The 23,813-nt window shown below is 64.5% G+C and carries 26 protein-coding genes and 3 tRNA genes; 20 read left to right on the plus strand and 9 right to left on the minus strand.

Annotation, left to right across the window (positions count from 1 at the left end; translation table 11 throughout):
- Positions 1-354 precede the first annotated feature (354 nt).
- From dnaN to ACYVG2_RS05125, 6 genes are all read left to right on the plus strand, one after another.
- Entirely contained in the window at positions 355-1,497 is a 1,143-nt protein-coding gene (gene dnaN, locus ACYVG2_RS05100; protein ID WP_448967142.1) for a DNA polymerase III subunit beta, read from the plus strand.
- 59 nt (positions 1,498-1,556) lie between these two features.
- Entirely contained in the window at positions 1,557-2,753 is a 1,197-nt protein-coding gene (gene recF, locus ACYVG2_RS05105; RefSeq protein WP_448967141.1) for a DNA replication/repair protein RecF, read from the plus strand.
- Positions 2,746-3,237 carry a DciA family protein gene (locus ACYVG2_RS05110; protein ID WP_448967140.1) on the plus strand — a complete coding sequence of 164 codons (492 nt, stop codon included), beginning with the start codon at positions 2,746-2,748 and terminating at the stop codon, positions 3,235-3,237. The genes recF and ACYVG2_RS05110 overlap by 8 nt, the downstream gene beginning before the upstream one ends.
- 119 nt (positions 3,238-3,356) lie before the next feature.
- Positions 3,357-5,429 (plus strand): DNA topoisomerase (ATP-hydrolyzing) subunit B, encoded by a 2,073-nt coding sequence (gyrB, locus tag ACYVG2_RS05115; RefSeq protein WP_460779981.1) that lies wholly within the window; start codon positions 3,357-3,359, stop codon positions 5,427-5,429.
- A 46-nt stretch (positions 5,430-5,475) separates the two neighbouring features.
- Positions 5,476-8,016: a DNA gyrase subunit A gene (gene gyrA, locus ACYVG2_RS05120; protein WP_460779983.1), complete on the plus strand. Its 2,541-nt coding sequence runs from the start codon at positions 5,476-5,478 to the stop codon at positions 8,014-8,016.
- Positions 8,013-8,417: a DUF3566 domain-containing protein gene (locus ACYVG2_RS05125; protein ID WP_307360399.1), complete on the plus strand. Its 405-nt coding sequence runs from the start codon at positions 8,013-8,015 to the stop codon at positions 8,415-8,417. Before gyrA ends, ACYVG2_RS05125 begins: the two co-directional genes overlap by 4 nt.
- 46 nt (positions 8,418-8,463) lie before the next feature.
- Here the strand turns inward: ACYVG2_RS05125 and ACYVG2_RS05130 are convergent, their stop codons facing one another.
- A complete protein-coding gene (locus tag ACYVG2_RS05130; protein ID WP_460779984.1) occupies positions 8,464-9,174 on the minus strand; it encodes a VIT1/CCC1 transporter family protein in 711 nt (236 codons plus the stop codon).
- Between the two features lie 103 nt (positions 9,175-9,277).
- On the opposite strand from ACYVG2_RS05130, the gene ACYVG2_RS05135 reads away from it, so the two are divergent.
- The 6 genes from ACYVG2_RS05135 (at position 9,278) to ACYVG2_RS05160 (ending at position 13,249) form a co-directional block, all read left to right on the plus strand.
- Positions 9,278-10,558 carry a sensor histidine kinase gene (locus ACYVG2_RS05135; RefSeq protein ID WP_460779985.1) on the plus strand — a complete coding sequence of 427 codons (1,281 nt, stop codon included), beginning with the start codon at positions 9,278-9,280 and terminating at the stop codon, positions 10,556-10,558.
- Positions 10,546-11,241, plus strand: coding sequence for a LuxR C-terminal-related transcriptional regulator (locus ACYVG2_RS05140; RefSeq protein ID WP_460779986.1), 696 nt, complete (start codon positions 10,546-10,548; stop codon positions 11,239-11,241). Before ACYVG2_RS05135 ends, ACYVG2_RS05140 begins: the two co-directional genes overlap by 13 nt.
- Positions 11,238-12,155 carry a DUF4097 family beta strand repeat-containing protein gene (locus tag ACYVG2_RS05145; RefSeq protein ID WP_460779987.1) on the plus strand — a complete coding sequence of 306 codons (918 nt, stop codon included), beginning with the start codon at positions 11,238-11,240 and terminating at the stop codon, positions 12,153-12,155. Before ACYVG2_RS05140 ends, ACYVG2_RS05145 begins: the two co-directional genes overlap by 4 nt.
- Before the next feature lie 53 nt (positions 12,156-12,208).
- Positions 12,209-12,282, plus strand: a tRNA-Ile gene (locus ACYVG2_RS05150).
- A 28-nt stretch (positions 12,283-12,310) separates the two neighbouring features.
- Positions 12,311-12,383, plus strand: a tRNA-Ala gene (locus ACYVG2_RS05155).
- A gap of 395 nt (positions 12,384-12,778) precedes the next feature.
- Entirely contained in the window at positions 12,779-13,249 is a 471-nt protein-coding gene (locus ACYVG2_RS05160; RefSeq protein ID WP_460779988.1) for a DUF1643 domain-containing protein, read from the plus strand.
- An 84-nt stretch (positions 13,250-13,333) separates the two neighbouring features.
- On the opposite strand, the gene ACYVG2_RS05165 is transcribed toward ACYVG2_RS05160, so the two are convergent.
- From ACYVG2_RS05165 to ACYVG2_RS05175, 3 genes are all read right to left on the minus strand, one after another.
- Complete coding sequence (locus tag ACYVG2_RS05165; RefSeq protein ID WP_460779989.1) at positions 13,334-14,023, minus strand: hypothetical protein; 690 nt, start codon at positions 14,021-14,023, stop codon at positions 13,334-13,336.
- 162 nt (positions 14,024-14,185) lie between these two features.
- Positions 14,186-14,752, minus strand: a complete 567-nt coding sequence (locus tag ACYVG2_RS05170; protein WP_460779990.1) for an RNA polymerase sigma factor — start codon at positions 14,750-14,752, stop codon at positions 14,186-14,188.
- Between the two features lie 2 nt (positions 14,753-14,754).
- Complete coding sequence (locus ACYVG2_RS05175) at positions 14,755-15,354, minus strand: hypothetical protein (RefSeq protein WP_460779991.1); 600 nt, start codon at positions 15,352-15,354, stop codon at positions 14,755-14,757.
- A 293-nt stretch (positions 15,355-15,647) separates the two neighbouring features.
- On the opposite strand from ACYVG2_RS05175, the gene ACYVG2_RS05180 reads away from it, so the two are divergent.
- Together ACYVG2_RS05180 and ACYVG2_RS05185 are read left to right on the plus strand one after the other, a co-directional pair.
- Positions 15,648-16,214 carry a hypothetical protein gene (locus ACYVG2_RS05180; RefSeq protein WP_460779992.1) on the plus strand — a complete coding sequence of 189 codons (567 nt, stop codon included), beginning with the start codon at positions 15,648-15,650 and terminating at the stop codon, positions 16,212-16,214.
- Between the two features lie 8 nt (positions 16,215-16,222).
- Positions 16,223-16,762, plus strand: a complete 540-nt coding sequence (locus tag ACYVG2_RS05185; RefSeq protein WP_460779993.1) for an RNA polymerase sigma factor — start codon at positions 16,223-16,225, stop codon at positions 16,760-16,762.
- A gap of 146 nt (positions 16,763-16,908) precedes the next feature.
- Here ACYVG2_RS05185 and ACYVG2_RS05190 read toward each other — a convergent pair whose 3' ends face one another.
- Positions 16,909-17,253: a hypothetical protein gene (locus ACYVG2_RS05190; RefSeq protein WP_460779995.1), complete on the minus strand. Its 345-nt coding sequence runs from the start codon at positions 17,251-17,253 to the stop codon at positions 16,909-16,911.
- 182 nt (positions 17,254-17,435) lie between these two features.
- On the opposite strand from ACYVG2_RS05190, the gene ACYVG2_RS05195 reads away from it, so the two are divergent.
- The 3 genes from ACYVG2_RS05195 to ACYVG2_RS05205 all read left to right on the plus strand — a co-directional run bounded on the left by ACYVG2_RS05195 (position 17,436) and on the right by ACYVG2_RS05205 (position 20,014).
- On the plus strand, positions 17,436-18,017 hold the full coding sequence (locus ACYVG2_RS05195; protein ID WP_460779996.1) for a phosphatase PAP2 family protein: 582 nt from the start codon (positions 17,436-17,438) through the stop codon (positions 18,015-18,017).
- A gap of 364 nt (positions 18,018-18,381) precedes the next feature.
- A complete protein-coding gene (locus ACYVG2_RS05200) occupies positions 18,382-18,990 on the plus strand; it encodes a hypothetical protein (protein WP_460779997.1) in 609 nt (202 codons plus the stop codon).
- Positions 18,991-19,090: 100 nt separating this feature from the next.
- A complete protein-coding gene (locus ACYVG2_RS05205; RefSeq protein ID WP_460779998.1) occupies positions 19,091-20,014 on the plus strand; it encodes a restriction endonuclease in 924 nt (307 codons plus the stop codon).
- Positions 20,015-20,077: 63 nt separating this feature from the next.
- Here the strand turns inward: ACYVG2_RS05205 and ACYVG2_RS05210 are convergent, their stop codons facing one another.
- Positions 20,078-20,593, minus strand: coding sequence for a hypothetical protein (locus tag ACYVG2_RS05210; RefSeq protein WP_460779999.1), 516 nt, complete (start codon positions 20,591-20,593; stop codon positions 20,078-20,080).
- A gap of 91 nt (positions 20,594-20,684) precedes the next feature.
- Between ACYVG2_RS05210 and ACYVG2_RS05215 the strand changes: the two genes are divergently transcribed.
- From ACYVG2_RS05215 to ACYVG2_RS05225, 3 genes are all read left to right on the plus strand, one after another.
- Entirely contained in the window at positions 20,685-21,425 is a 741-nt protein-coding gene (locus ACYVG2_RS05215; protein WP_460780000.1) for a hypothetical protein, read from the plus strand.
- 110 nt (positions 21,426-21,535) lie between these two features.
- Positions 21,536-21,760 carry a hypothetical protein gene (locus tag ACYVG2_RS05220; RefSeq protein ID WP_460780001.1) on the plus strand — a complete coding sequence of 75 codons (225 nt, stop codon included), beginning with the start codon at positions 21,536-21,538 and terminating at the stop codon, positions 21,758-21,760.
- 103 nt (positions 21,761-21,863) lie between these two features.
- Positions 21,864-21,931: transfer RNA gene (locus tag ACYVG2_RS05225), tRNA-Ala, on the plus strand.
- A 92-nt stretch (positions 21,932-22,023) separates the two neighbouring features.
- Here ACYVG2_RS05225 and ACYVG2_RS05230 read toward each other — a convergent pair.
- Genes ACYVG2_RS05230 through ACYVG2_RS05240 form a run of 3 tightly spaced genes read right to left on the minus strand, consistent with a single transcriptional unit; the run spans position 22,024 to position 23,808 of the window.
- The gene (locus tag ACYVG2_RS05230) at positions 22,024-22,377 is read right to left on the minus strand and encodes a hypothetical protein (RefSeq protein WP_460780002.1); all 354 of its coding nucleotides are present in this window, start codon (positions 22,375-22,377) and stop codon (positions 22,024-22,026) included.
- Positions 22,374-22,943 carry a hypothetical protein gene (locus ACYVG2_RS05235; protein WP_460780003.1) on the minus strand — a complete coding sequence of 190 codons (570 nt, stop codon included), beginning with the start codon at positions 22,941-22,943 and terminating at the stop codon, positions 22,374-22,376. The genes ACYVG2_RS05230 and ACYVG2_RS05235 overlap by 4 nt, the downstream gene beginning before the upstream one ends.
- Positions 22,944-22,989: 46 nt before the next feature.
- Positions 22,990-23,808 (minus strand): immunity 22 family protein, encoded by an 819-nt coding sequence (locus ACYVG2_RS05240; RefSeq protein ID WP_460780004.1) that lies wholly within the window; start codon positions 23,806-23,808, stop codon positions 22,990-22,992.
- Positions 23,809-23,813 lie beyond the last annotated feature (5 nt).

Below are 23,813 nucleotides of genomic sequence, written 5' to 3' on the forward strand. Positions count from 1 at the left end.
AACTTGTGGATGAATGTGTGCCGAGTTCGGGACGAATGTGTGCCGATCCACGCATCCTGTGGATAACTCGGGATCACACGGTTGTCATCCACACCCCGTATTGGTGCGGATTCCTCAGGGATTCCACATCTCACACGCGTGTAGTTCCCTACTCGCCACTGATATCCACCGAGTTATCCACAGTATCCACAGCGGTTAACACTGTTAAGGAGTTAACCCTTTGAGAGCCCGATCCGATCACCTCAAGGGCGGCGGAAGTGGTCGTATGGCGGATCGTTGCTGTGGGGATACGATGGGAACCCCTGACGTGGGCCAACCCGCATCAGGTCATGTAATTACGACGAGGGAGCGCCCGTGAGGTTCCAGGTCAACCGCGATGTCTTCAGCGAAGCAGTGTCCTTCGTCGTCAAGCTGCTGCCTCAGCGCAACCCGCAGCCGATCCTCGCCGGCGTCCTGATCGAGGCGGGCGAGCAGGGGCTCACACTCTCGGCATTCGACTACGAGGCCTCGGCACGGACGACGATCGAAGCCACGATCGACACTCCTGGCACGATCCTCGTGCACGGCCGCCTTCTCTCCGACATCGCCAGCCGCCTGCCGAACGCTCCGATCGAGATCGCCGTCGAGGAAGACGGCGGCATCGCCGTCACCTGCGGATCCGCACGATTCACTCTCGCGGCCATGCCCGTCGAGGAATATCCCTCCATTCCCGAAGTCTCCGGATCATCGGGCGTCGTCCCGGCGGACGACTTCGGCACCGCCATCGCCCAGGTCGGGTTCGCCGCCTCCCGAGATGATGTGACGCCGGTGCTCACCGGTGTGCAGCTCGAGGTGTCCGGCCATAGCCTGAGCCTGGTCGCCACCGACCGCTACCGTGTCTCGCTGCGGGATGTGCCGTGGGACGGCGACGCACCGGAGCAGACCGCTCTGGTTCCCGCCCGCACGCTGACAGAGGTCGGAAAGACGTTCGGTCACGCCGGCACGATCCAGGTCGCCTTCTCCGGCGAGGGCGATCGCGAGATCATCGCGTTCACCGCGGGCAACAAGACGGTCACCTCGCTCCTGATCAAGGGGAACTTCCCTCCCGTGCGGCGTCTGTTCCCGGAGCAGACCGAGCATTACGCGGTGGTGAACACGGCCGATCTCATCGAGGCTGTTCGCCGTGTGGCCCTGGTTCTCGATCGTGCAGCGCCGCTGCGGTTCACCTTCACGTCCGACAGTGTGACCATGGATGCTTCCGGTAGCGAGCACGCCCGTGCATCCGAGTCGGTCGACGCGCACCTCTCCGGTGGCGATGACGTCACTCTGGGTCTGAACCCGCAGTACCTGACCGAGGCGCTCAGCGCTGTCAAGAGCGAGTTCGTCCGCGTGACGTTCACCTCGAGCGACAACGCGAACAAGCTCAGTCCCGTCCTGATCACCAGTCAGACCTCGGTCGACCAGGCCGGAAACGATTCGTTCAAGTACCTGCTCCAGCCCAACCTCCTCCTGCGCTGACGACCCGAACGGCTCGGCGGCGGCCGAGGCATGTCGGCGCCGAAAGGTAGGGTGAATCCGTGATTGTGGAGCATCTGAGCCTGGTGGACTTCCGCAATTATGCGACCGCCGAACTGGCACTGCTCCCCGGGCCGAACGTGCTCGTCGGACGCAACGGACAGGGCAAGACGAATCTTGCGGAAGCGGTCGTCTTCCTCGCGACTCTGGGTTCGCATCGGGTGTCCTCCGATGCGCCGATGGTCAGAGACGGCCACGAGTTCGCCGTGATCCGAGCCCGCCTGTCGGTCGGTGAGCGGAAGGTGCTCGCCGAGGTGCAGATCAACCGTCAGGGTTCGAACAAGGCGCGCATCAACGGCTCTCCATCGAAGACGAACGAGCTCCCCCGCTACGCGCACGTCGTGCTCTTCGCACCGGAAGACCTGCAGATCGTGCGGGGTGACCCGTCGTCGCGGCGGCGTTTCGCAGATCAACTGCTGATCCAGCGCACTCCCCGCATGGCTGCGGTGCTCGGCGACTACGACCGCGTGCTCAAGCAGCGCACCGCGCTGCTGAAATCGGCTCGAGCCCGCGGCATCCGCGGTGAGGCCCTCGCGACTCTCGATGTCTGGAACGACAAGCTCGTCGCCCTCGGGTCCGAGATCATCGACGCCCGTCTGCGTCTGGCTGCCGATCTGCAGCAGCCGCTCGCCGAGGCGTACACGGCGATCGCCGGGGAGGATCATCGTCCCGAGATCGAATGGGCGCTGTCGGTGCGCGGCGGAGATCCCGAAGAGGGTGAAGAGGGCTCATCCGATTCGCGCGGTGAGATCGCCGAGATGTTCCGTGCTGCGCTCGATGCCAAGCGCACCCAGGAACTCGATCGCGGCCTCACGCTCGTCGGTCCGCACCGCGACGACCTGTTGCTGCGCGTGCGCTCACTGCCGGTGAAGGGTTACGCCTCGCATGGCGAATCGTGGTCGGTCGCCCTCGCGCTGCGACTGGCCTCGGCCGAGTTGCTGCGTGCGGAATCCCCTGCCGGCGATCCCGTGCTGATCCTCGACGACGTCTTCGCCGAACTGGATGCGGATCGACGAAGACGACTCGCGGCACTCACCGTCGGCTACGAGCAGGTGGTGGTGACCGCCGCTGTCGAGGAGGATATCCCCGAAGAGCTGCACCGTCATGTGGTCCGCATTCACGCGGGCACCATCACCGACGACCGCACCGGATCCGACCAGGGCACCGGCGATGACGCAGAGGAGGAAGCAGATGAGTGACGCGGCATCCGAGACCCCCGAGACCGTCGCGACCTACCTGCGCCTGCGCGGTCTGCAGCCGAGCTCGAAATCCTGGAAGCGCAAGCGCCGCATCCGCGACGACGACGAGAACGCGCCGTTCACGCCCGGCCGCGACCCTGGCGCCCTCGGCGCCGTGCTCGACAAGCTCAGCCGGGAGTCCGGATGGGAGATCACTCTCGCGCGTGAAGACCTCGTGCGGCAGTGGGCGGATCTCGCGGGGTCCGACACCGCGAAGCACTCAGAGCCGGTCTCATTGGAGAACGGGATGCTGACGGTCAAGTGCGATTCCACGGCGTGGGCGAAGAACCTCCAGTTCATGCGTGCGACCATCCTCACCGAGATCGGCAGACGCTATCCGCAGGCGGGTGTGAACAACCTCCGTTTCATAGGACCGGACGTTCCCTCTTGGAAATGGGGCCCGAGAGCCGTCCCAGGGCGCGGTCCACGCGATACCTACGGGTAGGGCATCAACGGAGCCCCCTCAATTGATTTCAGGGCCACACACGGCCGTATAGCCGTATCTTCGGGTTCCAGACGCGCTAGACTGGGCATTCGAGATATCGATGTGGAGAATCACCTCTGATGACGCCTGAAACCCCTGCTGACGAGCCTGAATCGACAACCGGGGGCACCCCCGACGCCGAGTCCACCGCAACCCCCAAGCAGAAGCAGCAGGGCGAGTACGGAGCCAACGAGATCCAGGTTCTCGAGGGTCTCGAGGCGGTGCGCAAACGCCCCGGCATGTACATCGGCTCCACCGGACCGCGCGGTCTGCATCACCTGGTGCAGGAGATCGTCGACAACTCCGTCGACGAAGCGATGGCGGGTCACGCCGACACCATCCTCGTCACACTGCTCGCAGACGGCGGAGTCCGCGTCGTCGACAACGGTCGCGGCATCCCGGTCGATCCGCACTCCTCCGACCCGAGCAAGTCGACCGTCGAGGTCGTGCTGACGATCCTGCACGCCGGCGGCAAGTTCGGCGGCGGAGGATATGCCGTCTCCGGCGGTCTGCACGGCGTGGGTTCGTCGGTCGTGAACGCGCTCTCCACGCGATTCGACATCGAGATCAAGCGTCAGGGCCACGTGTGGACGCACGGCTTCTCGAACGGCGGTGTCCCCCGGGCCGAGGGCCTCATCAAGGGTGCCGAGACCGACGAGACCGGCACGAACATCACGTTCTGGCCGGATGCCGAGATCTTCACGGAAGGCGTCGAGTTCGACTACGAGACGCTGCGCACCCGGTTCCAGCAGATGGCGTTCCTGAACAAGGGCCTGCGCATCGAGCTCCAGGACGAGCGCGAGGGCGCGACCTACGAGGTCGAGGAAGAAGGCACGACGATCACGAAGCAGCGCAGTGATGTGTTCCTCTATGAACGCGGCCTCGTCGACTACGTGGAGTACCTGAACAGGGTGCGTCACGCCGAGGTCGTCAACGACGAGATCATCGACTTCGAGTCCGAGGACACCGAGCGCAAGATCTCGCTCGAGGTCGCGATGCAGTGGACGACCGGTTACACCGAGAACGTCTTCACGTACGCCAACACGATCAACACCCACGAGGGCGGTACGCACGAAGAGGGCTTCCGCGCCGCACTGACCACGCTGGTCAACAAGTACGCGCGTGCGAACAACCTGCTCAAGGAGAAGGACGACAACCTCTCGGGCGACGACGTGCGCGAGGGGCTCACCGCCGTCATCTCGATCAAGCTCGGCGAGCCTCAGTTCGAGGGCCAGACCAAGACCAAGCTCGGCAACACAGAGGCGAAGGCGTTCGTGCAGAAGGTCGTCGGTGATCAGCTCGGCGACTGGCTGGAGCGCAACCCGGCCCAGGCGAAGAACGTGATCCGCAAGTCGATCGATGCGGCTACCGCCCGCATGGCCGCGCGCAAGGCCCGCGAGACGGCGCGCCGCAAGAGCGTCTTCGAGTCGGCCGCGATGCCGGACAAGCTCAAGGACTGCACGAGCAAGGATCCGTCGATCAGTGAGATCTTCCTCGTCGAGGGTGACTCGGCAGGCGGTTCGGCCGTGCAGGGTCGCGACCCGCACACCCAGGCGATCCTCGCGCTGCGCGGCAAGATCCTCAACGTCGAGCGTGCTCGCCTCGACAAGGCGCTCGGCAACCGTGAAGTCCAGGCGATGATCCAGGCCTTCGGCACCGGCATCGGTGAGGACTTCGACATCGAGAAGGCGCGCTATCACAAGATCGTGCTGATGGCGGATGCCGATGTCGACGGCCAGCACATCACGACGCTGCTTCTCACGCTGCTGTTCCGCTACATGCGCGGGCTGATCGAGGCAGGCTTCGTCTACCTCGCGATGCCGCCGCTGTACAGGCTGAAGTGGTCGAACCAGCCTCACGAGTACGTGTACTCGGACGCCGAGCGCGACGCTCTGCTCAAGCACGGCCTCGAGAGCGGCAAGCGCATCCCCAAGGACAACGGCGTGCAGCGCTACAAGGGTCTCGGCGAGATGAACGCCAAGGAACTGTGGGAGACCACGATGGACCACAACACCCGCACGCTTCGTCAGGTGACCATCGAGGATGCCGCCGCGGCGGATGAGATCTTCAGCGTGCTGATGGGGGAAGACGTCGAGTCCCGCCGCAACTTCATCCAGCGCAACGCGAAGGACGTCCGTTTCCTGGACATCTAGACGTTCGTCTCCCCTCGCGTGAACGACCGGAATCGAAAGAACACACATGACTGACGAAGAACGCCCCGACGCCGCAGCCTTCCACGAGCACGGCAAGATCGATCAGGTCGATCTGAAGTTCGAGATGGAGCGCAGCTACCTCGACTACGCCATGGCGGTCATCGTCGGGCGAGCGCTGCCGGATGTGCGCGACGGCCTGAAGCCCGTGCACCGCCGTGTGATCTACGGCATGTACGACGGCGGCTACCGCCCGGACAAGGCGTTCTCGAAGTGCGCCCGCGTGGTCGGCGAGGTCATGGGTCAGTACCACCCGCACGGCGACACCGCGATCTACGACACCCTCGTGCGCCTGGTGCAGCAGTGGGCGCTGCGCTACCCGCTCGCTCTCGGCCAGGGCAACTTCGGCTCGCCGGGCAACATGGGCGCCGCGGCCCCGCGTTACACCGAGACGAAGATGGCCCCTCTCGCTCTCGAGATGGTGCGCGACATCGAAGAGGAGACGGTCGACTTCTCGCCGAACTACGACGGGCAGACCCAGGAGCCCGACGTCCTGCCGGCGCGGTTCCCGAACCTGCTCGTCAACGGCTCCGTCGGCATCGCGGTCGGTATGGCCACCAACATCCCGCCGCACAACCTGCGCGAGGTGTCGGATGCCGCCCTCTGGGCGCTGGACAACCCCGATCTGCCGCGTGAGGAGCTCCTCGAGGGACTCATCCAGCGGATCCCCGGTCCCGATTTCCCGACCGGTGCGCAGATCCTCGGTTCCAAGGGCATCCACGAGGCCTATCGCACCGGCCGAGGGTCGATCACGATGCGCGCGGTCGTCAACGTCGAGGAGATCCAGGGCCGTACGTGCCTCGTGATCACCGAGCTGCCGTACCAGGTGAACCCCGACAACCTCGCGGTGAAGATCGGTGACCTCGCTCGCGACGGCAAGATCACCGGCATCGCCGACATTCGCGACGAGACCAGCGACCGCACGGGCCAGCGCCTCGTGGTCGTGCTCAAGCGGGATGCCGTCGCCAAGGTCGTGCTGAACAACCTGTACAAGCACACTCAGCTGCAGGACAACTTCGGCGCGAACATGCTGGCGATCGTCGACGGCGTGCCGCGCACGCTCGCGCTCGACGGGTTCATCGCGAACTGGATCGCGCACCAGATCGACGTGATCGTGCGCCGCACCACCTTCCGCCTGCGCAAGGCGGAGGAGCGCATGCACATCCTGCGTGCGTACCTCAAGGCGCTCGACGCCCTCGATGAGGTCATCGCGCTGATCCGCCGCTCCCCCACGGTGGACGAGGCGCGCACCGGACTGAAGTCGCTTCTCGACATCGACGACGTGCAGGCCGACGCGATCCTCGCGATGCAGCTGCGTCGCCTCGCGGCGCTCGAGCGTCAGAAGATCATCGACGAGGCCAATGAGATCGAAGCGCAGATCGCCGAGTTCAAGGCGATCCTCGCCGATGAGGGGCGTCAGCGCACGATCATCCGCGAAGAGCTGACCGGTATCGTCGAGCGGTTCGGCGACGACCGTCGCACGCACATCCTGCAGGGCTTCGACGGCGATGTGTCGATGGAAGACCTCATCGCCGAAGAGGAGATGGTCGTCACGGTCACCCGTGACGGCTACATCAAGCGCACCCGCAGCGACAACTACCGTTCTCAGCACCGCGGAGGCAAGGGCGTCAAGGGCGCCCAGCTGCGGGCGGACGACATCGTCGAGCACTTCTTCGTCACGACCACTCATCACTGGCTGCTGTTCTTCACGGACAAGGGCCGGGTCTACCGCACCAAGACGTACGAGGTGCCGGAGGCCGGTCGTGACGCGAAGGGCACGCACGTCGCGAACCTGCTCGCACTGCAGCCGGATGAGAGCATCGCGCAGGTGCTCGACATCCGCGACTACGACGTGGCGGAGTACCTGGTGCTCGCGACCCGCGACGGACTGGTCAAGAAGACCCGCCTGACCGAGTACGACACGAACCGTCAGGGCGGTGTCATCGCGATCCGCCTGCGCGAGGAGGACGAGCTGGTCAGTGCCCTGCTCGTCGACAACACCGACGACATCCTGCTCATCTCGCGCCATGGCATGTCGTTGCGCTTCAACGCCACGGATGAGGCGCTGCGACCGATGGGACGCGCGACAGCCGGCGTGAAGGGAATGGGCTTCCGCGGCGAGGACAATCTGCTCTCGGCATCCGTCGCTGATGAGAACGCGTTCGTGTTCGTCGTCACCGACGGCGGCTATGCGAAGCGCACCGCCGTGGACGCATATCGCGTTCAGGGACGAGGCGGAATCGGCATCAAGGTCGCCAAACTCAACGACGATCGGGGCACTCTCGCGGGCGGTCTGATCGTGTCTGAGGACGACGAGGTCTTGGTGGTTCTGTCCAGCGGCAAGGTGGTACGCTCTGCCGTGGCCGAGGTGCCCGCCAAGGGCCGAGACACCATGGGAGTGGTGTTCGCCAGGACGTCCGAGAAGGACCGGATCCTCGCCATCGCACGTAACGGAGAACGTCGTATCGTCGAAGAACTGGACGAGGCGGACTCCGACACTGAGACCCCTGAGGAAAGCAACGACGTATGAGCACAGTAGCCGACAAGCTGGCGAAGAAATCGACGCGTAAGACCGGCGGCAAGCAGGTTCGCCTGCGCCTGGTCTACGTCGATTTCTGGTCGGCGGTGAAGCTCTCGTTCCTGGCAGCGGTCGCACTCGCGATCGTGACCATGGTGTCGTTCTTCCTGATCTTCCTCGTGCTGCAGGCGACCGGCATCATGTCGCAGGCGGACGAGTTCGTCGGCAACATCACGGACGGTTCCGTCTCGCTCGCCTCACTCATGGGCCTGCCCCAGGTGATGGCGTTCGCGGCGGTCGTATCGATCCTCAACCTGATCGTGGTCACGGTGCTGGGCGCTGTCGGCGCCGGCATTTACAACCTGGCCGTCAAGGTCACGGGTGGCCTGCTCGTCGGGTTCACCTCGAACTGACTCGAAGAACGAAGGGGCGGATGCTGCGGCATCCGCCCCTTCGTCGTCATACGACGCCGGCGGTGCCGAGCAATGTGCCGATCAGCCAGGTGGCGGCCAGTGCGAGCGCCCCGCCCACCACGAGTCGTATCGACGGCCGAAGCGGTGGTGATCCTCCGATTCGCGCGGCGACCGCGCCTGTCACAGCGAGGGCGATGAGAACTGCGACGAACGTGACGGGCACGCGCCATTCGGGCGGCGGGAGCAGGATGGCGAGCAGCGGCAACAGGGCGCCGAGCGTGAACGCGATCGCAGACGACATGGCCGCGTGCCACGGATTGACGAGGTCTTCCTGATCGATGCCGAGTTCGACCTCGAGATGTGCAGCCAGTGCGTCGTGCGCGGTGAGCTCTTCTGCGACCCTGAGCGCCGTCTCATCGCTCAGCCCTCGGTCACGGTAGAGGCCGGCGAGTTCGGTGAGCTCAGCATCCGGCATCGTCCGCAGCTCTTCGCGTTCCTTCGTGATGAGCGCCCCCTCGCTGTCACGCTGGCTGCTCACCGACACGTATTCGCCGAGCGCCATCGAGACCGCGCCGCCGACAAGACCGGCAAGGCCGGCGGTCAGCAGCGCCGCGTTGTCCGTGGTCGCGCCGGCCACGCCGACGACGAGGGAAGCGACGGACACGATCCCGTCGTTGGCACCGAGCACCCCGGCACGCAGCCAGTTCAGACGCTGGCCGAGCCCCGCACCGTGTGGTTCGTCCTCATGTGTGGTCATGGCATCAGTGAAGCAGATCACGTGGTCGCAGTAGGGGAAACCCGAACGGAGCTCTCCGGGTGACACGGTGTCGGGTCGGACGCCCGCGTCCTACCTTTGAGACATGACCACTCAGACTGTCCCGTCCCCGGTGTCCGCGACGCCGGCGAAAGCGCCGCCGTTGCGGCTTTTCCTCACGATCCTTCACCTGGCCGCGCTCGGAACGCTCGGCGGTGTCGTGCTCGGCATCCTCGCCGCGGCGTTCGGAACCGGTCTGGCACTGCTGTTCGTCCTCGGAATCGGACTGCTGGTCCTGGTCGGCTTCGTTTACGCCCTGTTCGGTCTCGGCTGGTTCGAGGTCGTTCGCATCAGAGGGCTGTACGCCCTTGACGTCCCCGACCTCCAGCCTCGCCGTCGCCAGCGACCCGGCTTCGGGGGGTGGCTGCGCTCGCTCGGACGTCAGAGCATCGACGGGCGCATGTGGCGGGCAGTGGCCAGCTTCGTCATCGCGTGCATCTTCGGTGCATTCGTGCTGCGGTTGTTCTGGGCACTGATCTTCTCCGCGATCACGATCTTCGCTCCACTCGGCGCGGCGGAGACGATCTCCATCCCGCTCGCGTTCGGTGTCGGACAGATCGGCGTCGAGTGGGCCGTGCTCGTCGGCATCCTCGGTGTGCTCGCCGCAGCGGCCGGAATCATCGGCCTCGCGCTGCTGCATCGTACGATCAGCCGCGCACTCGTGGTTCCGAACCGCGAAGCCGAGCTCACGGCGCAGGTGCGCACGACGAGCGCTCAGCGGGAGGGCGCGGTCCGCGCAGCCGACGTCGAGCGCACCCGCATCGAGCGCGATCTGCACGACGGCGTCCAGCCCCGGCTGGTTTCGGTCGGCATGACACTGGGTCTCGCCCAGCAGAAGATCGACGACGACCCGGCGGCGGCCAAGCAGCTGATCGGTGAGGCGCACACCTCGACGAAGGCGGCGATCACCGAGCTGCGGCAGCTCGCCCGTGGCATCCATGCGTCCGTGCTCGACGATCGCGGCCTGGATGCTGCGCTCTCGGCGCTCGCCAGCAGATCTCACATCCCCGTGCAGCTCGACGTGCGCATGGACGGACGCTGCAGCCGTGACGCCGAGGCGGCGGTGTACTTCTCGATCGCGGAATCGCTCACGAACGCCGCGAAGCATTCGCGGGCCAGTGAGTGCCGCGTGATCGTGCGACTGCGCGAAGGCGGTGTGCTGTGGGCGCGGGTCGAGGACAACGGCATGGGCGGCGCGCAGGTGCAGCCCGGTGGCGGACTCGATGGCATCTCCAACCGGGTGCTGGCGGCGGGCGGCACGTTCCGCCTCGACAGCCCCCAGGGTGGACCGACGTCGCTGGAGGTGAGTGTGCCATGCGCATCCTGATCTGTGAGGACTCCGTGCTGCTGCGTGAGGGACTCGTGCGACTGCTCGAGGACTCCGGTCATGAGGTCGTCGCGGCGCTGCCAGACACCGAAGGACTCACCGATGCGATGCAGACGACGGATCCCGAACTGTGCATCCTGGATGTGCGACTGCCTCCCACGTTCACGGACGAAGGCATCCGCGCGGCACTCGGGCTACGCAGGACGCACCCCTCGCTCCCCCTCCTCGTGCTCTCGCAGTACGTCGAGGAGCGCTACGCCAGCGACCTGATCGCCGCGCAGGGCGGCCCACTCGGCTACCTGCTCAAGGACAGGGTCGCCGACGTCTCCGAGTTCGTCGCCTCGATCGAGCGCATCGCCGAAGGCGCATCCGTTCTCGACCCGGAGGTCGTCGCGCAGTTGCTCACTCGTCGCAATCGAGACGATCGGATGCTGCAGCTCACCGAGCGCGAGCGCACGGTGCTCTCGCTCATCGCCGAGGGCAAGTCGAACCAGACGATCGCAGGGCTGCTGTTCCTCTCCGAGGGCAGCGTCGAGAAGTACATCACCTCCATCTTCCAGAAGCTCGGCCTCGAACCCGAAGCCGGCAACCGTCGAGTGCTCGCAGCGCTCGCCCACATCGAGAACACCGGAAGCGGCAACGGTCCGCACGGAAACCCGCCACAGACAGGAGCGGCACGATGAACGCCGAATCACAGAACAATCAGGGCGATCAGGGCGGGCACGACGTGCCGCTCAATCCGCCACCGGCAGCGCCGACCGTCGCATCCTCGGTGTCGTCTTCAGGTCCTGAGGCGCCCCGCGGCTCGGGCGCGCGGGCGGGTGCCATCGCGATCGCCGTCTTCGGCGGCGTGGCCCTGTTGGCGACGGGCGGTACGGCGGCGGTCGCCGCGGTGAACGACGTCACGGCGTCGACCGGTTCGCAGCAGCAGATCGACGCGACGGGCGTCACTGGACTCGACCTGGAACTCGGCGGTGCGGAAGTGCATGTCGCGTTCGGCGATGTCGACGAGGCCGAACTCGAGGTGTCCGGCAACGGGAGCGAGCGGTGGACCCTGCTCCGCGATGATGACGAGATCGTCGTGAACAGCCCCGACATGGACTTCGGCTGGTGGTTCGGGGACTGGATGGAGGACGAGGGCACCGTGGTGCTCACCCTTCCGGAGGAGCTGCTCGATGAGAGGATCGACGCCGACATCTCGCTGGGCGCGGGAAGCCTTGACGTGGAAGGCGAGTTCGGAGCCGTGGATGTCGAGATGGGGGCCGGCGCGCTGTTCATCACTGGATCGGCGGACTCGATAGAAGCGGATCTGAGCGCGGGGCGCGCCGAGTTCGAGCTCGCCGATGTGTCCAAGGCAGATTTCTCGATCTCGGCCGGCCGGCTCGAGGCCGAGCTCACCGGCACGGCGCCGGATGAGGTGCAGCTCGACGTGAGTGCGGGTTCGCTCGTGCTCACCCTGCCGGATGAAGAGTACGACGTGCGCCAGGAGGTCAGCGCCGGGTCGCTCGACAACAACCTGCAGACGTCGTCGAACGCGCGGAATTCGATCGTGGTCAGCGTCTCTGCCGGCAGTGCGGTTCTGCGGCCGGGGGACTGACCGGCGCCGATTCGGATTTTCCGTCGATCTCCGGTAAAGTCTTGGAGGTTGACGGGGCTATAGCTCAGTTGGTTAGAGCGCTTCACTGATAATGAAGAGGTCCCAGGTTCAAATCCTGGTAGCCCCACTTTTCACCTCAACTAAACACCCGTTTCGGGGCCTTAGCTCAGTTGGTAGAGCGCCTGCTTTGCAAGCAGGATGTCAGGAGTTCGAATCTCCTAGGCTCCACAGAACCAGAATCCTCGGAGTTTACGCTGAACAGCGGAATCCCGGGGAATTTCTTCTCTCCACCGCCCATTTCTCTCGCCTGACTGGTAGTGAAATGGTGAGAGAAGGTAGTGGTTCGTGTTGGGTCGAGTGCGCCCCGTGCGTTGCAGAGTTCCGCAGAATCACGGGAAACTGAGTCCGCCCACTTGCCGTCGTGCGTCTCGTGCGCCCCAGCAGGCTCCCGGAGCCAGCGGCGGGCTATCGCCCTTGCGCTGTGCTGTGCGGTCCCCTCGGCGATGCCTTCGTCCGATGCCAGACTGTACTTGCAGGCGGCGGTGACGCACTAGGCGAAGCCGCTGGGTTGCCGAGGCGGTAATAGACGATGGAGGCGAGTTTTGGGTAGTCGGCTAATCGCCGTGCTTCACAGCCGCCCGACCGGTTCGGGAGCCATCACACGCCGACGCGTCGAAGGCGTATGCGCTGCACTTGGCTGCGACTCGTTCGAGATCGTGAATCTGTACGCGGCTGAGCTGCCGACGTCCGGGTCACTGGGTGCAGCGACCTCTTCCCTGGCATGGACGGAGGGACGCAGTGAGATCGAAAGAGCGGTGCATTCTTCGGACACGAAGGCGGTGCTACTGGGGTACGGCGTGCGGTCCCCCACGGGACCGCAGCGCACGCGCTACCGCGAGCAGCTCCAGTGGCTCGCTGACCTGTTGTCCTCAAGCGGGCATGCGCCATGGACCTACGGGGATCGCCCGTCTCATCCGTCGCGATGGCAGCGAATCGCTCATCGCCACAGGCCGGGCAGCTCCGTCTATGACCTGGCTTCTGAGTTTCTCCAGCAACATGAGACCAGGAAGGAAGCCGGCAACGCCGCGTTCTAGTCCTTCGGCGCGCGAGGCGGTCGCGAGTACGGGAGCGGACGGGCGTTCCGCGTCGCGGTGGTTCTCGCCCCGTTCCCGAGACGATCACCGGTCAGTCCAGTCGCCGGCGAAGCGCCGAAGATGTCCGGCGAGCTCGGCGACGTAGGCGGTCCAGTTCTGCTTTTCCCTGAGGTCGATCGGGCGAGGGAACGGTAGGCGCGCCAGCCATAGCGGGTAGTTGCGGTCCCTCAGGCGTTCGAGCTCGGCTTGTCCGGTCCGCCCGTCGGCCCTGGTCGGGTAGAGCAGGACCGCGAGGTCGGAGGGACGGCCGTCGAGGGTCGCCAGATGGCTGTACGCGACTAGTTGGTAGCCGTCGGATGCCCCGGGAGCCCGTCCGGTGCCGAGCTTGTACTTCGCGTCCGTGACGACGACCTGACGACCCGCCCGCAGCATAAAGTCCGGGAATGAGGTCGTGGCGGGATCGACGGCCCTGTCCACCTCGATGGCGGCCGGCGGTACCCAGGGCGTAGGCACGCTCACGCCTTCCCCCGGCTGGGCGTCGCGGCTGACCGCCAGCGTGCTGAAGGCGCTCTCGAGCGCCATTTCCAAGCACTGCTCCCAGAAATTTTCCGTTGAGACGTGGACGAGCAGGGCATCGGTGGCGCTGTCGACGGTCTCGGGTTCGACCGCCACCGGCAGCGCCGCGTCCATGGCGGGCTTCCAGATCTGGTCGAGCGGCCCGAGCCACAGGCTCTCGGCGAGAAGGATGGCCTGTTCACGCTCGATCAGCGTCACGCCCGAGAGGAATCGCAGCAGATGACGTCGTCAGCGTAGCAATCGGGTCTACACCGGCCAGCTGTCCGCGTTCGGTGCCGCGGACGATCCAATGACGAGCGGCGTCAAGTCGATAGTGAGTGTCGGCGGGAGCACGAGGTCGGCAGGTTTGGGCTGGAACATTCAGGTCTCGCTTTCCATAGATTCAGCAGGTTGGTCGCTCTGCACGAGCGCCGGGTCGAGTGCGTCTCGAAGGATTTCTCTTGCCTTCGCCAGCCGGGATCGCGCTGTGGAGGCGTTGAGACCGAGGATCGCTGCGGCTTCGTGTGAGGCGAACCCATCCCAGTACGTCAGGCGTACGAGTTCGGCGTCGATCATCGGTAGAGCATCGATTGCTGCCCGAATTTCGACAGCGGCGCTTGTGCTCACGCCTGCTGGCGGAGACGCCGTCATTTCTGACGCTAGACGCTCGACGGCGGCAGAGCGTCGAGCGCGCGTCCTTCGTGAGTTGAGCATGACATTGCGCGCGGTGGTGAAGAGCCACATTCGCGCCTCGGTCGAGTCGACGGGAATCTTGCGGCGGAGCTTCCACGCAGTGAACAGCAACTCTCCGAACGCCTCAGCTGCATCCGCAGTGTTGGTCAAGCGGCGTTGGTGGTATCGCAGCAGGTCGGCTTCGTTGGCGCGGATGAGTTCCTCGAAACGGACTTGTTCGGCAGGTGACGTGGCGTCGTGATTTCGACCCACCATTATCAGTTGCAGTTCTCTGACTGACTCGAGAGGCTCACTTCGTGCCCGGGGGTCATCGCGTACCCCTTCGCGAGCAGCTCATCGAACATTGCCTTTCCAACCAACTCATGCACCGCCATCTGTGACAGCTCAGCGTCGCTCAGCTCAATACGCACGAGATCGCCATGTTCATTCAGCACAGGGTCCGCAGCCGCCATATCGGCCTTGAGCTCCGCCTCCTTCTGCGTTGTGTCCAGGCTTTCGAGGTCTAGGATTCTGACGAACTCCTGCGCATCTTGAACCAGCGGGTCGTCGGCTGCCAGCCCTTCCCACTGCACACGGATACCTTGGAAGCACGCAGACCCATTGGTACTGTTCGCGATGAACACATTGTCCGCGAACCATCCCCACGGGGTCTGATACCCATCGCCAGCTGTGGCAATCGAACCGCCGCCGACGAACAGCGCAGCTACCGCCACACTTCCAGCCCAGATGCGCGCTCGGCGAGCACGGCGTCGCCGCACATCGTTGAGAATGCACTCACGGTGCGCGGCAAGCTCCACAACCGGCGTCACGGGCGGTGCGGAGTCGCGCAACAACGTTTCGAACTCAGTGTCATTCATCGGAGAGCCTCTCTCGAACTCGTGCCTCTACTAAGTACATGTCCGTAGCTCGAGCGCTTGTCCAAGATCTGCAGAAGAAGTTCTACGACCTGGACATGTGCAAATGGATCGACACATCCTTACTGTGTCAAAACGCATCGAGATGTGAGACATCTCGTCGATGCCCACAGCTAGTTGTACTTCCTCGGGAGGGTTGCGAACACGGTTCGTTAGCCTGGTGCATCACTTTCGATTGATCCGGCCATTACATCGGTGACGGGGAGAGCTCCCGTCACTGGTGGAATGGGAGTGTCATGAGTAAGCCGAGTGTGGATGAACTGCTGCGCGGCAGCGCGAAGTCGTACGAGCCGTCAATTGCCACGAGAGCCGCATTGGAGTCGCTCGCCGATGCGTCCCGCGAGGAAGCCGTACACAGTCGAGCTAAGCGGCGTCGGCGGAACCTTTGGCTCATCCCGGGAGCCGTGGTCGCCGCAGGCGCGTTGACCGCGGGTGCGGCCGTGTTCGCCCCATACTTCGATCCCGACGTGCGGATCCCCATCGAGTACGTCACCGACACCGGGGTGGAGGTCACTTGCACATATGCGTTACGAGTGGGTTCTGTGGTTGGCGGAGAGAACCCGAAGCTTCGCGAATGGTTGACATCGCAGGACTGGAGCGGAGTCGGCCAGCGCATCTACGAGGACGCCGTCGCGAACCCGTTCATCCCCGGCGAGGACGACGAGGGCGAATGGACCCCCGAGATCGTCGACTCCGTGTCATTCTTCAACGCTGTGGGCAGGCAGACCGACGTCCCTGACGGTCTCGTTGTGTTCGGCGACGAGATCGCGGGCACCTCCGACTGCACGGGACAGCTGCATTGAGCGTGCACGTGCGCGACAACGCCGACCTCGTGCCCGGCGATCTGGCCTACACATTCCGCCAGGAGGCCCCCGGACTCCTCGGCTTCTTCGTGCGGCGCGTGTCGCCGCCGGAGGATGCCGCAGATCTGGTGAGCGAGACGTTCCTGGCCGCCTGGAAGTCGAAACAACGGGACGCGGTTGTGCCAGATCTGCGGAGGGCATGGCTGTTCGGCATCGCGCGCAAGGTCCTTTCGCAGTACCGGCGTGGCCGACATCGACGCGCGGCGCTTTCGGAACGCGTTCGCGCGTCGATAAGTGCCGATCCGGCTTCGAGCAGCCTCCATCCGCCAAACGAGTTTGATTCCGACCTCGTCGAGCATGTGCGCGAGCTCATCAGTTGTCTCTCACCGCTCGATAGGGAAATCATCGAGCTTGTTTACTGGGAGGGATTCACGCAAGAGGAAGTCGCGACGATCCTCGGAAAACCGTCTGCGACGATCCGCAGCCGTCTCTCCCGTGCGCGTGCTGTTCTGCGGGGCCAGATCGCGGAAAGCGGTGATGTCTCGTGAACGACCTACTGCTTGTCGTCGCTTCAGCGACTCTCGTGGGAAGAACACCTAGTCATCGAGGAAGCTCTCTCGGAGCATCCTCGATGTGCGGTGTCACGTAGACAGTGGCAGAAAGCGCTGGCTCGACCAGAGCCGACTAGCTTCGATCAGCTCTGCGCGCCCTTCGCTCGACTGACCCGCCGATTGTGCAGGCCGATCGCAATGAGCGCAGCGACCGGGCCGGCGAGCACGACCATCACGGTCCAGTGCCATCCGGCCGTGCTCATCAGCACTGCGCCCAGAACGATCAGGCCCGCACCCAATGCCCGCATCTGAGCCGACCCGCGCGGTGACACCTTCGGGCGTCTACCCATCGGGATCTGATCTGTTGCGTTCGCGCGCAGGGTCTTCCCCAGCGCGATGTGAAAGAAGACTATCCCGAGGACGGCGGCGACCAGGCCTGTGACGAACATGCCCTCGACGGTACCAAGGCACACCCGCCAGCGAGACATGTTGGAATCCTCACGCCGTGGAATCCTCTGGCAGCGCACGCGAGCTGGGCAATGCCCCCCTCGCGTACATCTCGAGGATGATCACAACTCAGTCTGACGCCCGATGCAGTCATCTCCGGGCCTCCGCGAGGCTGGAGTTCATGCCTTCATCGCCGATGCCACGCCACTCGTTGATCCCCCTCGTGAGCATTGGACTGCTCGCGATGGCGGTGCTGATCGTGCCCGCACCAGGCAGCGTCAGTGTCATCGGAACGCAGTGGTTCGCAACTGTCGGCTCGGGCATCCGAAACATTGATCTCATCTCGGAAGCGGGGTTGCTGCTTCTCGCTGCGACGACGATTGCCAGCATCGTGATCGCATGGGTCCGTCATCCTGAGCGCCGCGCCCGACTAGTCGCGGGCGCCGGCGGGGTGGTCGTCGCCTATGCGGTGAGCGAGGGGGCGAAGCTGCTGTTCGCGCAGCCGCGACCCTGCAACCGCTGGCCGATCGCCGCTGAGTGCCCTCCCGCCGGCGACTGGTCTTTGCCATCGAATCACGCAACGCTCGCGTTCGGTGCGGTCGTCGTGATCGCGATTGCCCTCGGGCGAACGTGGATCACGTGGCTCGCAGTGGCGATCGCAGCGCTCGTCGCGATCGGACGCGTCGCCCAGGGCGTGCACTACATTCACGATGTCGCACTCGGTGCCCTGCTGGGGCTGACGGTGACAATTGCTCTTGTCAGGCTGGTAGCGCGTCGACGACCGCGCGATCAGGATCTCCCCTGATCGTGGCGAAAGACGATCGGGCGCCGCGGCCGACGAAGAAGGGCGAGTACGAGATCCATTTCGCCTCGGCCTGCACTCGGAATGGAGGCGATCTGTAGTGTGGGCGCGCCCCACTATGGTTGCAGAGATCTCCTAGCGCTGAAGGGTCACCATGCCGAGTCATCTGTCACGCTTGCTCGCTGCCGTCGGCGCCGCGGCTCTTATCGTCACACTCGCCGCATGCTCGTCTGGCGACGACACCTCTGCCGCTCCATCGGCTGCGCCAACACGAGCAACTGAAGCTCCGAGATCGACGCCGACCCCGACGCCGGCCGCGATCGATCCGGTCACCTTCACTCTCGATTGCAGTTACGAGGATCCTTCCTTGTATGACCCCAAGAAGGTTGGCTCGACGCCCATGGATGCCATCGTCCATGTGGGGTACGACAAGTTCGAGGACGCGTGGGCCGCTGAGCTGCCCTTCACATCGTGCACGGCCCTTCGCAGCGGCGGCAGTGACTTCACATCCACCCAGCGCGCTGCCAGCCAGCAGGCTGGTCAAGCCGCGTTAGACGAGGTCAAGTACCTCTACGCCCTGTGCGCCGAAACCTCCGGTTTCTATGTGACCAAGGGTCCTGTGAGCCCGGAACAACAGGCCGAGATCGCTGGCATGTTGGTCATTTGCCCCGAGTTCCCCGGGGCCGACGCACTCCGGGCCTCGTCCGAAGCCGCAACAATCGCGGAACAACAGCGCCAACAGGGTCTGCGGTTCTGGGGTGCCGGTCTCTACATCGTCGGCACCGATGTGCAGCCAGGGACGTTCCAGACAAATGGCGACATCAAGGACTGCTACTGGGCACGGCTCGATGCGGCCGGTGAGATCATCGACAACAACTTCGTGACCGCAGCATCCCAGGTGCAGCTCACTATCGATCCAGGCGACTACTCGCTGAGTATCGAAGGTGGTTGCGGCGAGTGGGTCAACGTCGGTTGAGCCATGCTTGCGACGGCCAGTGCTCGGCGCACCTCGACGCGTCAACCTTGATTGCATCGCGTATCCCGTAGTATCGGCGGCCTCTCGATAAAGTGTCGCCATGACCCATCTGGCCGCGCGAGACGCCGACAGCCCACCTCGCACCGCGACGTCGTCCGAAGAATCCACGATGATGCAAGCTGCGCGTTCCAATGGTCGTACCCACGGTCGTGGGATGGCGCTCTCTTTTCTCAACGATGAGAACTGGGGGCCGTCGCTAGTTCTAAAGGCCCGTGGAGCGGTACACGAGATCCCGCCTCGACCTCGGCTATTGTCTCGGCGCGACGTCGGGATCGGCATACTGATTCTCTTCGCCTTGATGGTGGTCGTGCCGTTCGCACTCGCCAGTACAGGGCGAAGCGACTCGGCATACGGGGCCCTTGTACTCATCATGCTGACCGGCTGGATCGGCTTGGTTGTTGTCGCGGTTCGGGGCGTCAACCGGGACACGAAGGTCTTCGATGAGCGCATCGAGTGGTTGACACACGTCTGGTTCGACGCGGCGCTCATGATGGTGCAGCAGCGAGTTGACGACGCCCGAATCGAGGTTGAACGTGAAGATGCAGCGCATCGAGCCCGCGCGGCTGCGCGACCGAACCCCGCACCACTGGCTCAGCCATATGGCGTCTCGCCTCGTGGTGCAGAGCTAATCGTCTGCGAATGGATGCGTCACCTCGGAGCGCTGGATGCCGAAACCACGCAATTTACAGGGGATGGCGGAGTGGACGTGTCCAGCGACGCATGGATTGCCCAGGTGAAGCACTACCAAGGGACGGTCGGCGTGCAATCGGTGCGCGAGCTCGTCGGGGTCGCAGCGGTTGACGGTCGTCGCGCTCTGTTCTTCACGTCGACCGGCTACGCAGCCGGTGCTGCTGAGTTCGCCGAACGCGCAGGTGTCGGACTGTTCACCTATTCAGCCGAAGAAGGCGAACTATCTGCTGCCAACGACCTGGCAGCTTCCTTCCTTGAACACGGACTCAACTGATCCGCTGAGTCGCGTAGCGCCTTGGGAGAGCGATCCGGTGATCAGGCGCCTCTGAGCGATCGGCTATCGAACGTCGTCGAGCGGCCGCAGTGGAACGCTAAACGTTGCCGGCCGCGTCTGCGGGCGACCGTTCGGCGCGATAAAGACATAGAAGTACTGCGTGGTCAGGCGGGTTGTCCTGGTGTCTCCGGTCGTGCTTAGCGCGCCAGCCGCGTAGGCATGTCTTGCCCACTCCTCACCGAGGATCTCGGCGATCCACGCAGCAGCTTCTCCCACATCCACGGAGAGGCGCGAGTGGAGCTGCCGGTGGTGCGCTGCGACAGACAGCGTCACGACCATGCCGTCCGATGCAACATCTCCGAGGAGCGCTTGCTGGTCGACCACGTCACCGATGACGGTCAGTTCCGCGTGCCGGTCGGTCACGGACTTCAAGGGCCCGAGCGGTCGAAGCGATGGCATCTTCGAAATGTCGCCGGAACGCACCCACGTCGTGGAATCTGTCTCTTCGGAGAACAGCGCGCGGCGAAAGACGCGGATGTCCGTGGCGTGCTTTCGGGCCGGTATCGTGACGTCGATCATGGGGCAACTGTAAGCCGAGCGTCAGACGTAATGTCGCTCGGGGCATAGCAGCGACGTGCTCTCTCGGGGATATCTGGGGCGAGGGAGAACAATGACTGGGAATACCGGCGCGCACACGGACGCACCGTTGACCGTGGACGTGAAGTACGACACTGCCACCGTCAAGGTCATCCGCGGCACCGAGGGCAAGACGATCGCGAAGCGCGAGAGCGACGGCTGGGAACTGATCAGCCAGAACACCGGCACGCTCCGGACGGAGCTCGTCTTCCGCAAGCCCACCCCCAAGACACCGTGGCGCACGTACGCGATCCTCGGCGGGGTGCTGGTGGTCTTGTTCATCTTCATCGGCATCATGGCTGCCCTCAGCAACGAAGGTGAGGCCGGCGACGCAGATCCGGCGCCGGTCGAGACTCGCAGCGCGGAAGCCGCCACCCCGAGCAACGAGCGTTCGGCCGAACCGGAGGAGAGCGCGCTTGCGACAGCAGAGACCGCGCCCGAGGCCCCGGCCGGAGTGCCGACCACGGTCGACGAGCTGCTGGACAAGCTCAACTCCGCCGGAATGGGCGGCATCAAGACCGGCGACCGCTTCACCCTCACGGGCGAGCTCTTCATGTCCGAACTGTGGATGACAGGTGCAACAGGCGACTACTTCGTCATGCTGAAGGCACAGGGCGGCGCACAGGATTTGACTGTCTTCGTCGACGAAGCTGAAGCATCCGGATGGAGCAACGGGACGATCGTCGAGATGACACTTGAAGTCGTGGACGCCACGATCGATGGCGAGACATCCAGTGGGTGGCTGCGGGCAATCGCGACGAGGGTCGTCTCCTAGAACGCGTCCCTCTCGTTCGAGTCGGGGCGTCGTCGGACCGCTCAAGGCTGACTTCGGCCGCGAAATGCGACGCCGCACGACAATCCACATACAGGGAAGGAGCACTGCCTATGGAGATCCTCATCGGCCCGACTATCATCGCGGCGGGCATACTCCTGCTGATCTTCCGCTACCCCTTCATGCGATTAGGCCGTCGCTGGCTGAGCACGTGGTTCGGGCCCGCTGTCGGCGAGGAAGCCATGGATCCCCGCACTGCGGGACCGGCGATGGTCATCGTCCCGATCATCTTCATGATCTTCGGCTGCTATGTCTTCGTTGACGCTCTGCTGTTCTGAGAGGCTCGGCTCGCCAGGCTGCCGTTCTACGCGGAGAGGGAATCCTCATAATGGGTGTGTGCGTCCCAGGTGCGCCCCGCCTGTTCTAGTACTGCGGATTGATGGGGCAGAACCGGGATTATCGCCTGCTTTGCAAGCAGGATGTCAGGAGTTCGAATCTCCTAGGCTCCACAGAAAGAAGAAGCGCTGCTCCGTTCGGGGTGGCGCTTCTTGCGTTCCTGGGTCCGCCGCTCGACCATCCGCTCCTCCTCGCCCTCGTGCTGTCACTCACCCGGCCGGTAGCGATCCGGATCGATCTCCCAGTTGTGGACAGGCGGCGCCGAGCCACCGTGGCGCTGTGAATACTCCAGAAACGCATGCGCCTCGACCTCGAGCGAGTCGTCACCGTTCGCGAGCCGTTCTATGAACGGGGCCACCCACTCCCATCCGCGTTCGATCAGACGACCCGACCATCGCTCAAGGAAATCCTCGGCGATCCAGATTCCCGCGTGGTTGTCGGGCCCGTTGCGTTCACCGGTCGCGACCAGTCGCTCGTCGAACGCGATCCACACGAACTGGTTGATGTAGCCCACCGGGCTCCAATCACCGAGCTCGGTGAACCCCACAGGACGCATCACTGCTCGCTCCCTTCGCCGGAGTTCGTGTCCGCGATCTCGGGCCAGCTCCAATCGATGTCCGCTGCGTCTCGCTGCCGCGCGATCCGACTCCGACGGGACTGCTCCCGGTTCGCGTCCGGGTGGGGGAACTTCGGCCAGATCCACTCAGGCGGAAGGATGTGCAGAGCGAGCATCGTGGTCGATTGCTGCGGGTCGACGGTTCGCACCAGCACCGCCGCGTAGTCCCGCACCCTCCAGGCGTAGGTCCTGTCGACGGCGCCGGTCCTCGCCAGCTTTCGCCCGTATCCCTCGTCGGCGTCGAGCGCGGTCTCGGCATGGATGAAGTCACCGCCGAAGAAGTGAATGCAGTCGCGCTGCAGCACCGATTTCACCTGCAGCAGCCGCGCTTGTGCTTCCGGTGATCCTGATGCCTTCGCGAGAGGGAAGATCTTGACCCTCGCGCGGTCGATGACGTACGGGCTGAGTTCCTCCCAGTGAACCTCCACGCCGGAGTCCAGGCCACTGCGGATCCGCTCGAGCGTCAGCAGGATGGACAGTCCATCCGCGATCTGCGTGAAACCGGTCATATGTCCAGTATCGCGACCGCGTGGTCCACGAATGCGACGCGTGCGCCTAGAAGATGTGCGCCGAGGGGAAGGCTCCGAGGTAGTGCAACCCCGCGAATCGCTGTTCCGCAGCGATGGGCAGTGGTGGTTCGCCGTCACCCGCGGTGCCGGACATGAAGGCACTGATCGAGTCCAGCCCGCGGTCGCGGCAGGCGCGCTCGACCTCATCGATGACGACGTCGAGGACGATCCGATGTCGCACGATCGGCAGATCGAAGAAGTCCCGCACCGACAGGCGGGCATCGCCTTTGCGGAGCTCGTATCCGTAATACTGATCATCTTCGAGCTGGACTCCGACCTCCGTGGCGAGTGCACCGTCCACCACGTAGGAGCGCATATCCGCCAGGGTCGGCAGCGTCGTGACTCCGACGAACAGGTGGGTGAGACGTTCCGTCAACGGCGGCGGCGGAGTCCGGTATTCGACCGTGGCCAGGAAGCAGAAGCCGTGGAAGTCGACCGTCTCGTCGCCCTCATACGTGTGCTGTGCGAGCACGATCCACGCATTGGCCTCGATGAGACCGCGCTCGCGCGACACGTCGATCAACCGCGACGTCGCCTCCGCCGGCAGGTCATAGCTCTGCGCCAGCTCTGTGATCACCTCGGCGGCAGGGCGCGGGGAGCGCTGCTTCTGCGCATCGAGGAAGTCGTGGTCGTACCAATCGTCTCCCGCGTCCTTCACGAACTGCGCGCGTTCGGGGGAGCCAGGGGAGAGGTAGGCGTTGAGCGCCTTCTTGCTCGAGACCGTCCCCACCCAGATCGATGCGCATCTGAGTTGAGGGTCGGCGCGGTAGCGCGGCGCGTCGAAGCGATCGATGAAGTCGAGCATGGGCA

It is taken from the genome of Microbacterium shaanxiense (genome assembly GCF_054779995.1).

Coding starts and splice junctions, on each gene's coding strand:
- ACYVG2_RS05110 (WP_448967140.1), top strand. CDS start 2,746: ATGAGTGACGCGGCATCCGAGACCCCCGAGACCGTCGCGACCTACCTG.
- gyrB (WP_460779981.1), top strand. CDS start 3,357: ATGACGCCTGAAACCCCTGCTGACGAGCCTGAATCGACAACCGGGGGC.
- gyrA (WP_460779983.1), top strand. CDS start 5,476: ATGACTGACGAAGAACGCCCCGACGCCGCAGCCTTCCACGAGCACGGC.
- ACYVG2_RS05125 (WP_307360399.1), top strand. CDS start 8,013: ATGAGCACAGTAGCCGACAAGCTGGCGAAGAAATCGACGCGTAAGACC.
- ACYVG2_RS05130 (WP_460779984.1), bottom strand. CDS start 9,174: ATGACCACACATGAGGACGAACCACACGGTGCGGGGCTCGGCCAGCGT.
- ACYVG2_RS05135 (WP_460779985.1), top strand. CDS start 9,278: ATGACCACTCAGACTGTCCCGTCCCCGGTGTCCGCGACGCCGGCGAAA.
- ACYVG2_RS05140 (WP_460779986.1), top strand. CDS start 10,546: ATGCGCATCCTGATCTGTGAGGACTCCGTGCTGCTGCGTGAGGGACTC.
- ACYVG2_RS05145 (WP_460779987.1), top strand. CDS start 11,238: ATGAACGCCGAATCACAGAACAATCAGGGCGATCAGGGCGGGCACGAC.
- ACYVG2_RS05170 (WP_460779990.1), bottom strand. CDS start 14,752: ATGGTGGGTCGAAATCACGACGCCACGTCACCTGCCGAACAAGTCCGT.
- ACYVG2_RS05175 (WP_460779991.1), bottom strand. CDS start 15,354: ATGAATGACACTGAGTTCGAAACGTTGTTGCGCGACTCCGCACCGCCC.
- ACYVG2_RS05180 (WP_460779992.1), top strand. CDS start 15,648: ATGAGTAAGCCGAGTGTGGATGAACTGCTGCGCGGCAGCGCGAAGTCG.
- ACYVG2_RS05190 (WP_460779995.1), bottom strand. CDS start 17,253: ATGTCTCGCTGGCGGGTGTGCCTTGGTACCGTCGAGGGCATGTTCGTC.
- ACYVG2_RS05205 (WP_460779998.1), top strand. CDS start 19,091: ATGACCCATCTGGCCGCGCGAGACGCCGACAGCCCACCTCGCACCGCG.
- ACYVG2_RS05210 (WP_460779999.1), bottom strand. CDS start 20,593: ATGATCGACGTCACGATACCGGCCCGAAAGCACGCCACGGACATCCGC.
- ACYVG2_RS05215 (WP_460780000.1), top strand. CDS start 20,685: ATGACTGGGAATACCGGCGCGCACACGGACGCACCGTTGACCGTGGAC.
- ACYVG2_RS05220 (WP_460780001.1), top strand. CDS start 21,536: ATGGAGATCCTCATCGGCCCGACTATCATCGCGGCGGGCATACTCCTG.
- ACYVG2_RS05235 (WP_460780003.1), bottom strand. CDS start 22,943: ATGACCGGTTTCACGCAGATCGCGGATGGACTGTCCATCCTGCTGACG.
- ACYVG2_RS05240 (WP_460780004.1), bottom strand. CDS start 23,808: ATGCTCGACTTCATCGATCGCTTCGACGCGCCGCGCTACCGCGCCGAC.